Origin of the sequence: Dolichospermum sp. UHCC 0315A (assembly GCF_008121535.1) — a bacterium.
Classification (GTDB): domain Bacteria; phylum Cyanobacteriota; class Cyanobacteriia; order Cyanobacteriales; family Nostocaceae; genus Dolichospermum; species Dolichospermum lemmermannii.
The window spans coordinates 3,322,465-3,335,077 of record NZ_CP043056.1 but is presented as its reverse complement, the minus strand read 5'-3'; the positions used below and the strand labels follow the sequence as shown (position 1 = coordinate 3,335,077).

Genomic DNA, 12,613 nt, shown 5'->3' with positions numbered 1-12,613 from the left:
ATAATTAGAACATCTTTACAATAGCTTTAAGTTTTTAATGCCATGTAAATGCTCATCCTTTCACAAAAACCTTATGTCAATCTGGCACTTTTATTGGCAAGTATTTTCTATTACTTAATATCTCCTATAGTACCAGGCAATATATCTGTCACGACTCTTATTAAACCTAAATTATTGTTAAATAAACATATTTATTATGATTATATATCAACTTCATAATCTCAGTATTTTCTAATAAATTTCATGGAATTAGCGTGACACCCCCCATAGACAATAAGTTATAACTAAGAGAATCTAGGAAAAATTCAGAGGCAACAGGGACCTGGCAACTTTCTAACAGGAAAAACTCATGTTTAGAAACATGAGATTGAAATAATGACACTGTTTTTTTGGTGCTTACACATCTTTTAAAAACATCTTTTTTTTTGACAGAAGCTCTAAACTGGTGCAAATGAGTGTTTCTTATCTGTTCCCTTTGTTTGTAATTAATGGTATGAGATAGGAATCAAGACTTATCAGGAGTATAGCTATTGGGACAATTATTAGATATGCAACAAGTTTCATCGGAAAAAACAATTTTAAAATTCATCGTTATTGATGATCACGAATCAGTTTTAAATGGAACAGTGGAAATATTAAGGAAAAACTATCCTAGTGCTGAATTTAATTCGGCTACAAATGCTAGTTATGCTTTTGAGCAAGTTATTAGTTACCAACCTGACTTAGTAGTTATGGATCTTTCCATACCAGAAAAACCGGAAATGATAGCGAGGGTTGATACAGGTATTCAACTTTTGAAGGTTTTAATGGAAAATTATCCTCATTTAAATTTTGTTATTCAAAGCGCCCATGTGAGAACATTAGTCCGCATTCGTCCTTATCTTGATAATCATCAAGGAGGCTTGACTATTGCTGATAAAAGTCTTTCTACTCCAGAAATGTTAACTAGAGTTGATTGGGCATTACAGGGATTAACCCATACAAAAGACATCAAAGGAATTCACTCAGGTTTAGAGGTGAAACCAGAATGGTTGAAAGTCCTGAACTTAGCCTTTGAAGCAGGATTACAAGATAAAGCAATTGCTGAAAAGATGTGCATTTCTGAACGCATGGTACGTCATTATTGGAATAAATTACAGGACGCTTTAAATATTTATCCAGAAGCAGGCAAAAACATTCGCATTCAAACAGAAATTAAAGCTAGATATGAAGGATTAATTGATTAATCAACTAACAAACAAATAAATAAAGTTAGAGGTTGTTTGAAAACTTTTTCGTGTGGGATCTGACACCCGCAGATCCCCCTAAATCCCCGTTAAAAAGGGGGACTTTGAGGAATTCAGCCCTCCTTTGTAAGGGGGTTGGGGGGATCTCGATTAATTCTGATACTTTTCAAACATCCTCTTAGTAAAATCAATAATTTGTTTTCCATAATTAAGGTTTTGAGAGTGAGATAAAAGCTTATGCAAACTCAAATTTGGAAAAAACTACAACCAGAAAATTATTTTGGTTATGGAGAAAAGTTATCAGAAAATATCATGACTATTTTGAGTCTAGTCTTGATTAGTCATTTTTTGTTAACTAGGAATTCTTCAGTTGCCTTAATACCAGCAATTTTTTTGATGGTTATTAATTGCATCAGTATCATAGCTTTATATCAATATCACCAAACAATTAAAGCTGGGATTAAATCTCGCCAAAACATGATTGAAACTAAATTTGAAACAATTCATAATGGACCATTACAAAGTCTGGCTAGAGTTTTAAAGCTAGTTAAAGGGCAAGAATTACCAATTAATAACTTGCTACCTTTAATAGAAAAAGAACTTGAAGAACTAAATCAAGAATTACGAGGAATATCTAATTTTTGGCAACAAGAAACTCTTAATCAAGATACTAGCCTTTATCTAGGAAATAGTCTAGTCATAGATTTGCAAAACCCTTTACCTGAAATCCTTTATCAAGTTTATAGCCACACCTTAGAACGAGATTTTCCTGGCTTTAAAACCCTGAAACTAAAAATTCACAATTTTGAAACTATTAATGAAAGCAATTTGAGTATTGAAAATAAGCGCAGACTTTGCAGATTCTTAGAAGAAGCCTTATGTAATGTTGGTAAACACGCTACAGGAATCACCTGTTTGAAAGTTACTTATTCTGCTTCTAAAGAATATGCTACTCTGAGCATTATGGATAATGGTTTAGGAATTAACTCATCAAAAGAAGGTTGGGGGACAAAACAATTTAAAAATTTAGCCCAACAAATTAAAGGTAAATTTAGGCGAGTTTCCCTTTATCCTCAAGGTACTCTTTGTGAATTATCTTGGCCTTTAGCAAATTCTTTTTGGTGGCAATAAAAACTAGGAAAATTAGAAAATCTTGATATTTTACTTTTTCTCAAATAGCTGACTGTGCCAATACTGTGCCAAGATAGAGAATAAACAACTATATTGAGCAAAAGGACAGCTAAAAAACGCCGTGCAGATTACATTTTTAGGGACTAGTTCCGGTGTACCTACAAGATCACGCAACGTTTCCAGCGTGGCACTGAGGTTACCACAACGAGCAGAATTGTGGTTATTTGACTGTGGGGAAGGAACTCAGCATCAAATTTTGCGGAGTGATTTAAAAGTTAGCCAACTATCCCGAATTTTTGTCACCCATATGCACGGTGATCATATTTTTGGCTTAATGGGATTGCTTGCCAGTTGCGGTTTAGCAGGTAATGTAGACAAAATTGATATTTATGGTCCATCGGGATTAAACGAATACTTACAAGCCGCTTCCCGTTACTCTCATACCCATTTTTCTTACCCCATTAAAGTGCATACTGTGCAGTCGGGTGTAGTTTATGAAGATGATGAATTTACAGTTAGCTGTGGTCTTTTACATCACCGCATTCCTGCCTTTGGCTATCGAGTAGCAGAAAAAGATAGAACCGGACGCTTTGATATAGACAAAGCCAAAGCCTTAGAAATTCCTTCAGGTCCAATTTATGGACAACTCAAGCGCGGTGAAACAGTCACCCTGGCAGACGGAAGAGTAATTAATGGCAGTGAATTATGTGGTTCCACAGAAATTGGTCGGAAAATTGCCTATTGTACAGATACAGTTTATTGTGATGGTGCAGTACAATTAGCACAGGATGCAGATGTGTTAATTCATGAAGCAACGTTTGCTCATCAAGATTCAGAAATGGCTTTTCAGCGGTTACATTCTACAACCACAATGGCAGCGCAAACAGCATACATTGCCGGAGTTCGCAAACTGATTATGACACATTTTAGCCCCCGCTATGCTCCAGGTAATACCATTGAATTAAAAGACTTACTTAAAGAAGCAAAAGCAATTTTTCCGAAAACAATTATGGCTCATGATTTTATGGTTTATGATGTTCCTCGCAGACGAGAAATTGAATCCAGTGTGAGTGCCTAATTTCACTATAATTTTCATCTATTCCCAATTTATCACCCTCTAATATATGAGCAATATTCCCCAAATTGGCCAACCTGCACCAGATTTTTCGACCCCAGACCAAAACAATAATTTAGTTAATATTGCTGATCTAAATCAGTGGCTAGTTCTCTATTTTTACCCTAAAGATAATACACCTGGCTGCACCACAGAAGCTCAAGACTTTACAGAATTATCCTCAGAATTTACCACAGTAGGCGCGAAAATTATCGGCGTTAGTCCCGACTCTGCCACATCTCATTGTAAATTTATTGACAAACACAATTTATCAATTACCCTATTAACTGATCCTGAACATCAATTAATAGAAGCTTATGGTGCATGGCGTTTAAAGAAGTTTATGGGTAAAGAATATATGGGGGTTGCCCGTTCCACCTTCCTGATTTCACCTGATAAAAGCATCGCCTACGCTTGGCCGAATGTCAAAACAAAAGGTCATGCTGAAGCTGTACTTAAAAAAATCAAGGAATTAGCAGCTATTTAAACTTTTATAGTCCGATTCTTCGGACTTTGCTAATATAGCTTTGATATTTAATTTTCCAAATGTTAATTAATTTAAACTTTACTTTACTGAATCACATTCATAAAATAACATAACAATTCTGACCTGATACAATAGAAATATCAATTCTATTATTTGTATTATGGTTCAGTTCATCCAAGCACAAAATATAGGCATTGCCTATTTAGAAGAAAGATTTAGTTTAGAACAAACCGACAGTGAAGCGTTCTTTCCTGAATGGTGGGAACATTTGCCAGAAATTTCTGATTTAGAAAAGCAATATCTAGACAGAGTAAAATTTCATTTTCTCCGATTGGTTAAACATCCTCCTTTATCAGAAGAAACCGTAAAGTTAGTTGTTTTATCTCCCTTACTCAGTTTAGCTGGATTTTATGATGAACCTTTCTTGATTAGAAGTGAATCATCAATAGAAATTGCCGTCGAAGATGCAGAAGAACTTATCAGAGACAGAATTGATGTTTTAATTATCCAGCAACAATTATGGTTATTGGTAATTGAATCTAAAAAAACTGCTTTTTCCCTTGCACAAGCCATACCTCAAGCACTTACTTATATGCTGGCTAATCCTCATCCTGATTATCCTGTATATTCATTAGTCATTAATGGAGAAGATTTTCAATTTATCAAACTGCTGCAAAAAGATCAACCTAGATATGCTTTGTCAGACAGATTTACTTTGTATCGTCGAGAAAACGAACTTTATCAAGTTTTCCGAATCTTAAAAAAACTAAGTCAAATTTTGAATTAACTCTGAATTAATTATGTCCAGTCGTCCTATCTATCTCGATTGTCATGCTACTACTCCCGTTGATGAAAGGGTAATGGCTGCTATGATTCCCTATTTTACCGAAAAGTTTGGTAATGCGGCGAGTATTAGCCATATTTACGGTTGGGAATCGGAAGCTGCTGTTAGACAAACACGGGAAATTTTAGCAAAAGCAATTAACGCTACCCCCGAAGAAATTGTTTTTACCAGTGGTGCAACGGAAGCAAATAATTTAGCTATTAAAGGTATTGCTGAAGCTTATTTCCAAAAAGGTCAGCATATTGTGACTATTGCCACGGAACATAAAGCAGTTTTAGATCCTTGCGAATATTTAAAAAGTCTTGGTTTTGATATTACAATTTTGCCAGTACAAAAAGATGGACTAATTGATTTAAATCAGTTAGCAAAAGCTTTGCGTCATGATACAATTTTAGTATCTGTAATGGCTGCAAATAATGAAATTGGGGTTTTACAACCAATAGCTGAAATTGGAGAAATGTGCCGTCAAAGGCAAATTATTTTGCACACAGACGCAGCCCAAGCTATTGGTAAAATCCCTTTAGATGTAGAAGAGATGAATATTGATTTAATGTCTCTCACAGCCCATAAAGTCTATGGACCAAAGGGAATTGGGGCTTTATATGTCCGCAGACGTAACCCTAGAGTTAAACTTGCTTCCCAACAACATGGGGGAGGACATGAAAGAGGAATGCGTTCTGGGACTTTATACACACCGCAAATTGTCGGTTTTGGTAAAGCTGTAGAAATTGCTGATTCAGAACAAGAAACCGAAAATCAACGATTAACAGCATTAAGAGCAAGATTGTGGCAACAGTTATCTACTGTCGGGGGAATTCATGTAAACGGACATCCTCAAAACCGATTAGCAGGAAACTTAAATATTAGTGTGGAAGGTGTAGATGGTGCGGCACTTTCTTTAGGGTTACAATCAACAGTAGCGGTATCTTCAGGTTCTGCTTGTTCTTCTAATAATGTTGCCCCTTCCTATGTGTTGAAAGCATTGGGACATTCGGATAAATTAGCTTATGCTTCCATGCGATTTGGGATGGGGAGATTTAATACAGTTCAGGAAATTGATCAAGTTGCCAAACAAGTAATTTCTACCATTCAAGGTTTAAGAAGTGCTTCAGTAGTTAGTTGTCAGTAGCAATTATTAGACAACTTAACAGTTAATTTGTCAAAAATCTGCCAGAATTATTATATTCTGTAAACTTGGGTTTGAGTTTACTTTCAGACAAGTATCAATTAACATATTTACTAAGTGGACTTTTTATGTCCTTTTACCCACAGGTTAAAGAATTTTTTCTCGGTAAATCCTTACCAACCAGCGAGGCAATATCTGATGGGGTGTTAGCTTTTAAACCTCCAGAATCGAAAAATGCTCGGCTGACTTTGTTGTATTTAGGAGTAATTTTGGGATTCATGTTTGTAGGTATCACTTACCTGGCAAACATTTATCATATTGTTCCCGGAGAAGGACAAACAGTAGTTTCTCTTTTGGGGAGAGCAATTTTGGGAACAGGGCCTGTTTACTATTTCCTGCAAGTTGTTACCTTGTTGGTTTTGATGTTAGCTGCTAATACCAGTTATGCAGATTTTCCCAGACTGTGTTATTTTTTAGCCAGAGATGGATTTTTACCCCGCCAATTGTCTCTATTAGGCGATCGCTTGGTCTACTCTAACGGGATTATTCTCCTTAAGTAAGTCGGCACGATAAAATCAATATACATTTTTTTCGTAAAAACCCTTAAATAACCTATCTATAAGGTATTTGTCGAATTTACATTTCGTTACATATGTTGATTGTTTAACGCCAACTTACTTAGTACCTGTGCAGGAATTTTAGCCATTATCTTCAAAGGTCAAGTTAACGCCATTATCCCTCTCTACGCAGTTGGTGTATTCACTTCCTTTACCTTATCGTTCAGTAATTGAGCCAATTGTAGATTTTATCGGTCAGTTCCAGGAAAGTCACCCAGGTGTTTTCACAACTATCATTATTCCCGTTTTTGTCCCTCGAAATTGGTGGGATAGTATTTTACATAACCAAACAACTTTGTTTTTGAAGACTGCTTTACGAGCAAAAAAGAGTCGTATTGTCACAACTGTTAGATATTACTTGTGATTATTGGTAATTATCAATGATCAATTTTTTAAAACCTCCGTTCAAACTCAATTACAGCCCGGGTATCATCAGTTAAATTAGTGGAAGAACGAAGACGAAATTGATTATTTATCCGGTAATTAATCCCCCATTGTAAAGGATCATTTGCTGTTAAAATCTTAATAGTAGAAAGGGAAAATTTCGGAGAAATATCAATTCCGGCTTCTAAAGCTAATTCTAAAGATGAGTTATTTCTTCCCGCTTCTGGTCTTTCCGAAACAATAGTCGGAAATATCCGCAATTCACTTAAACCAAAAGCATCACCAATTTCATTAAATGCACCTTGGAAATTACTGAAAACAGCCGAACTAGCAATATTAATTAAACCCAGATTACTGTCACTACGTCCTTGATTGTCAATAAGTCCACCTCCTAACAAAGTGACAATTTGTGTTTGTGAACGAGAAGGATTACTTTTTAGTTGTAAGTTATCATTAATTTGACTAGCTAAACCATTAATACTGGCTTCAACTCGGACTGTTTCCAACCCGGCTAAACCTGTAGAACCTTGTCTGCTAATATCACTATTTTGAGTTACATCTAGAATCTTCGCAAATAGCCGAATATCCAAATTAGGATCACGGGGTTGACGAGGGCTAAAAGTAGCGGTGTGTTCATGACCTTTTGCTAAATTTAATTGGGTAGTAAACAAATTTACTGCACCTTTATTTAACTTAATAGTTCCTTCTGGTATCGGTTCAACTAAAGAACCGTTAACAATTAGATCTCCAGAAGCTTGAAATTTAAAAACTGGTGATTTGACAATTTGGATATTTCTACCTAATTTTAATCCTAAATTATTTAACCTAGTAATTTTATTTTCTGGATCTGGTTTGTTTTGGTTGCCAATTTTATTAGCTGCTGAATTCTCATCTGGAGATTCTGTTAACAATACTTGACCATCAAATAATTCTATATTACCGCCAATTATTGGTTTCAGCACAGAACCAGTAATTTCTAAATTACCATTAGCACCTCCTTGATATAACCCCTTGAGATTTAAAACTAATTGTTTTAAAGTCACAATTAGCGGCACATCTATTTTGGTATCTCGACTATTAAAAATTGGCAATTCTCCAGCAGCTTGAATATTACCATCACTAAATTTACCTTCGAGACTTTTTATAAACACACGGGTTAAATCAAAAATTGCTTTACCATTCACATTGGTTAACTTTCCTGGTAAGGCTGAGGATCTAAAAGTAGCATTATCGAGAGAAGCAGTTCCTTTAACGAAAGGTTGTTGTCGAGTTCCCCGAACTTTTAAATCTAATTCCCCTTGTCCTTTTTCAAAAGATATCTCATTAGTAAACAGATTGAGAATTGTTAAACCTTCATTTTTGACATTGATATCTAAGGTAATTTGATTACTGTTTGATTTTTCAGAAGCAAAGGGCAAAGTATAGGGAATACTACCATTAATATTTGCAGGTTCAGTCCCTACTCCCACTCCCGTTACCTGACTACCAAAATTTAAACGTCCGTCAGCATAACTGAAACTAGTATTAGCTGATTCCACTGATTTCTGATCAATTGTTCCTTCTGTAATGCTTAATTCTCCTCTAGCTTGAGGATTGATAATACTCCCAGCTATTGCTGCGGTAATATTCAGCTTACCGCCAATTCCCAGTGGCAGTTTCACCAAATTATTTAGTCGCTGAATGGGAAAGTTTTCGATTTTTAATTGACCTGATTGCGCCTGACCACCAATGTTACCTGTAAAGGCAATTATTTTTTGCTGAGATTGAATTCGTAAAGGTCGGAAACGGAAAATTCCTTCTTCAAAACTACCTTTAGCTATGACTTGTTCCGCACGATAAAAGCGGCTTGGTTCTGTTGATTTACCCCAGGTGAAGTTTTCTCCTTGGAGGTTAAATTTTATCCTGGGTTCGTCCGTTGTGGCAGTATTAATAAAAATATTTCCATTTAAAATCCCCTTTAAGTCTCTTAAATCTGGGATAGGTTTAGCCGTAGACCGTTGTTGTTGTTGGGTAGTTAGTAGGGTATCAATTTCTGATAACCGTTGGATTTGGGTCAATAGAGACTCTAAAGGTAATCCTTGGGAGTTGGTGGTTAAGTCCGCAGACTTGCCGTAAGTCGGTGCTTTTAAACCACGTTGGAAGTCTTCCATATCAAAGATTTGAGCCGCATTCAAAAAGTCTTGAATGTTGCCTTTTTCAATGTTGATTTTTGCTCGCAGTTGCGGTTTTTTTGCCCACGGTTTGATATTGGCATCAAAGCTATATCTGCTTTCACCTTTGCGAAGTTCGCTATCACGAAGGACGAATGTATTGTTATCATAGCGCAGTTGTGTCCTAAAGCGATCGCCTTTAATCCGGCCAAGTTCGGGTTTTTCAATGGCTATATTTCCTGCTGTGGCAAATGTCTGCGAATTAATTTGCAAATTTGCTGTTAATAATCCTCTCACTCCTCCCGGACTTAAAGGAGTATTCGCTGGTACAGGTATATTTAAAGCTTTTAATGGGAAATTAGCCACATTCACACCCCAGTCAGATCCCGTTGCTGCACCTGATAGCAATGCTTGTTGCCACTGAACTAAAAACGATTTGGGGCGATTGTTACCATCTAAATTAATTGCTATCCGTTCCTTTACACCTGCAACATCTAAACTTAACCCCTGTCCTGATCCAGAATTCACATTACCAGTCAATAATGGTTCAAAAGCAAATTCCTGAACTTGGAAATTCCGTAACCCCAACTTACCTATAATATTTGGTGCAGTGGGTTTTCCTGTCACTTGTCCGCTAAAATCTAAGTTGCCAGCAATATCCGCAGTATCAGGTAGTTGCACTGGCAACCGTTGCAGACTATAATTTTTTGCCTGAACATTAAAATTTAATTGCGTAATTTCTGGGATACCTGCTTTCTTAGCATTAGCTAATAAATAACCTTTCATAGTGAGCGAAGTCGAACTATTAGCTTGAAAGTTAGCATTATTGAAACTATCAACAGTTAGCTTTTCTCCATTCCACCCGATATCAGCTTGAATAGGTGAATCAAAACCTCGTAAACCTTGACTAAAGCGCACCTGACCAACAGCAGCCACATCTGCTAATTTAGAAGAAGTCACATTTCCCGATACTTGCAACTTTCCTCCCAACTGTCCTTTTAACTGCTGATTGAAAGGGTTTAATTGTAAACCTGAAGTAGCCAACAATGCTTGATAATTACCATTATTAAGTTGAATAGAAGAGGCTGTAACTGTACCACTTGGTAATTTCAAGCTGCCTTTTCCCTCCCCTTGAATAGTTTCTGGTTGGAACGACTCGACAGAACCAGTTACTTGCAACTGACCGGCTATATTTCCTTGGAATTGTGGTGGTACAGATGCTAACTTTGTCAGGGGGACATTTTCCGCTTGAATTTTCGCCTGATAGCGACCTTCTGCAACTTGAATATTAGCAGCTTTAATTCTCCCTCCACCAACAGAGAGGAATCCTTCACCTGTTCCAGCAAAGGTTTTGAGGTTGAAATTTTCCCTATTACCGACAATAGTGAAATTACCTGCGAGGAGATTATTTAAAATTGGGTTAGCCTGTTTTAAAATTGTTCCTAAACGTAAATCTTTCCCAACTAATAAAGTTGTAAAATTTTGGTCTTGTAACTTAATTTGCGAAATATTAACTGTGCCACCAGCAATGTTGATATTGGCATTTTTAGGAATAATCGTCTCTATTTGAAATGGTGAAGAATTCCCTGATAATTGCAAATTACCGTTAAATTCTACCCCAGTTAGCGAAATATTTTCCTGCTGTTTTTGGTCAACAAAAGATGTTAATTTAATCTTGCTAGATTGAGCCGAAGCTTGCCAACGCTTGCTATCATGACTATAAATACCACTACCATTCACTACACCTCCACCAACAGTTGCAACTACATCACGAAAAGAAACTGTGCGGTCAGGATTAATAATACTTGTCCCTGTTACTGGGTATTGGGCTTGAGGAGCTTGCCATTTAACGAAAGTGTGGGTATTATCAGCTACACCTTTTATTTCTGCGGTGGCTGTGATCATGCCAATGGGGAATCCTGTTTTGATATTATATACTTGAGCGATCGCATCCCCTGGAATATTTTCCGCTCGGAGTTGAAAATTCAGTGCAGATACTTGACCAAGTTTAATAATTCCCCCGCCTTTAACCTCACCCCCATAGGTAGTTTTACCTTGAATATCCGTAATTCTCAGGAGAGATTTACTACTAATAAGCTCAAATTTACTACTAACTTTCCCAAAATCAACTTGATCAATTCGAGCAGTTTTCAACGTCCTCACATTACCAGATAGCACTGGTTTAGTAGTTGCTCCCATTAGCTGCAAATCGGCTTGAGCTATACCACTCACAGGAAATGGTAACTTTACCTTTAAAGTTGCTTGAGCATTGGCCAAACTTACCGCATTCACACGTGCTTTTAAATTAAACCCTGCTTGTTGATCAATAGTCCCCGATGTTGTGAACGGGATTTGTCCGTAGTTTGTGACTATATTATCTAATTTAATTACCAGTCCATCAAAAATGAGATTTCCCTGACTATGATTGAATAATTCGGGGATTTTTGCGATTTGTAGTGTTACCCCTTCCATCATAGCATTGCCATAGAGTAAGGTTTTCTGCTTTGGTGTTACCTTAATTCGCAAATCACCATTTACTCTCCCACCTTGTAAAGTCAGTGGTAAAGTTACAAGCCGAGTAATATCTGCGGACAGGAGATTTTGCCCTCGCACTCGAAAATCCCCTGCTAAAACTTTCTGAGGAATTAAATCTCCGACAATGGAAATATCACCCCCACTTACGGACTTAGCAGCCAAGTCTAATTTAATTAGTTTATTTTTATTTAAGAGTTGAGCAGTTCCATTAATCCCAGAAAATTTTACAGGAACTTGTAAAGAAAAATCTCCCCCCATTTTTCTCGGTACTAATACCAAATTTGCATCCCGAAACCGTAACTTATCCAAATCAGTTTTAATCAATCCCTTATCAGTCCCTGGGGTGATAGTAGTCGTTAACCAGCGGGCTTGGGGATCTTGTTGAATATAAACATCTGGATTAATTAAAGTTACATCCAATCGGAGATTGCGGTTAATAACTAACTTCCAAATATCAAAACCTACATCTACTGCTTTGATATTTGCCCTATCTGGATCTGTGGCTGTAGCGGGAATCTCAGAAGCGGCAAACTGAACGCCAGTCAGGGAAAAGGACTGAACTGCTCCCAGTTTTACCGGACGGTTGAGAGTAGTAGTCAGACTTTGGGTAGCTAATGGTACTAGTTCCTGGTAAACAAAATTCTGCAATCGCCAAATACTGAAAATAATTCCTATTAATAGCAAAGCACCTACACCTAAACAACTACGGTTCAATATCATTAACCATAGAAGCCTAAGCCCAGAATCAGCGGGGCGAGAATTTTGACTAGGAGAGTTAGACATAGGTTTTCACTCTTGGATTACCAGATATCTGGAAGAATACAAAATACTAATTTTGACATAATTTTACGTTTAACTACTAGTAGTTTGTTGTAGTGTGAGCGTCTCGCTCACGCGGGCAAGATGCCCACACTACTGTAGTGTCTCGCTGACCCGTATTTAATTTTCACCAGATGTCTATTAGAGTATAGCCGGATGATGGCAAAAATTACAGCTAGG

8 protein-coding genes are annotated in these 12,613 nt (G+C 36.8%); 7 read left to right on the top strand and 1 reads right to left on the bottom strand.

Translation table 11 applies throughout. The features are described from left to right. Positions 1 to 548: 548 nt before the first annotated feature. The 7 genes from BMF77_RS16205 to BMF77_RS16175 all read left to right on the top strand — a co-directional run bounded on the left by BMF77_RS16205 (position 549) and on the right by BMF77_RS16175 (position 6,488). Positions 549 to 1,226, top strand: coding sequence for a response regulator (locus BMF77_RS16205; RefSeq protein ID WP_148767035.1), 678 nt, complete (start codon positions 549 to 551; stop codon positions 1,224 to 1,226). 237 nt (positions 1,227 to 1,463) lie between these two features. Continuing rightward, a complete protein-coding gene (locus BMF77_RS16200; RefSeq protein WP_148764197.1) occupies positions 1,464 to 2,357 on the top strand; it encodes a sensor histidine kinase in 894 nt (297 codons plus the stop codon). 121 nt (positions 2,358 to 2,478) lie between these two features. After that, positions 2,479 to 3,435 (top strand): ribonuclease Z, encoded by a 957-nt coding sequence (locus BMF77_RS16195; RefSeq protein WP_015080459.1) that lies wholly within the window; start codon positions 2,479 to 2,481, stop codon positions 3,433 to 3,435. Positions 3,436 to 3,481: 46 nt separating this feature from the next. Next, on the top strand, positions 3,482 to 3,958 hold the full coding sequence (bcp, locus tag BMF77_RS16190) for a thioredoxin-dependent thiol peroxidase (protein WP_148764196.1): 477 nt from the start codon (positions 3,482 to 3,484) through the stop codon (positions 3,956 to 3,958). Positions 3,959 to 4,118: 160 nt separating this feature from the next. Next, positions 4,119 to 4,745: a type I restriction endonuclease gene (locus tag BMF77_RS16185; protein ID WP_148764194.1), complete on the top strand. Its 627-nt coding sequence runs from the start codon at positions 4,119 to 4,121 to the stop codon at positions 4,743 to 4,745. Between the two features lie 13 nt (positions 4,746 to 4,758). Beyond that, the gene (locus BMF77_RS16180; protein ID WP_148764192.1) at positions 4,759 to 5,931 is read left to right on the top strand and encodes an IscS subfamily cysteine desulfurase; all 1,173 of its coding nucleotides are present in this window, start codon (positions 4,759 to 4,761) and stop codon (positions 5,929 to 5,931) included. A gap of 125 nt (positions 5,932 to 6,056) precedes the next feature. After that, on the top strand, positions 6,057 to 6,488 hold the full coding sequence (locus BMF77_RS16175) for an amino acid permease (RefSeq protein ID WP_246862938.1): 432 nt from the start codon (positions 6,057 to 6,059) through the stop codon (positions 6,486 to 6,488). A 449-nt stretch (positions 6,489 to 6,937) separates the two neighbouring features. On the opposite strand, the gene BMF77_RS16165 is transcribed toward BMF77_RS16175, so the two are convergent. Then, positions 6,938 to 12,397 carry a translocation/assembly module TamB domain-containing protein gene (locus BMF77_RS16165; protein ID WP_148764190.1) on the bottom strand — a complete coding sequence of 1,820 codons (5,460 nt, stop codon included), beginning with the start codon at positions 12,395 to 12,397 and terminating at the stop codon, positions 6,938 to 6,940. Positions 12,398 to 12,613 lie beyond the last annotated feature (216 nt).

Coding starts and splice junctions, on each gene's coding strand:
- BMF77_RS16185 (WP_148764194.1), top strand. CDS start 4,119: ATGGTTCAGTTCATCCAAGCACAAAATATAGGCATTGCCTATTTAGAA.
- BMF77_RS16200 (WP_148764197.1), top strand. CDS start 1,464: ATGCAAACTCAAATTTGGAAAAAACTACAACCAGAAAATTATTTTGGT.
- BMF77_RS16175 (WP_246862938.1), top strand. CDS start 6,057: ATGTCCTTTTACCCACAGGTTAAAGAATTTTTTCTCGGTAAATCCTTA.
- BMF77_RS16165 (WP_148764190.1), bottom strand. CDS start 12,397: ATGTCTAACTCTCCTAGTCAAAATTCTCGCCCCGCTGATTCTGGGCTT.
- BMF77_RS16180 (WP_148764192.1), top strand. CDS start 4,759: ATGTCCAGTCGTCCTATCTATCTCGATTGTCATGCTACTACTCCCGTT.
- BMF77_RS16205 (WP_148767035.1), top strand. CDS start 549: ATGCAACAAGTTTCATCGGAAAAAACAATTTTAAAATTCATCGTTATT.
- bcp (WP_148764196.1), top strand. CDS start 3,482: ATGAGCAATATTCCCCAAATTGGCCAACCTGCACCAGATTTTTCGACC.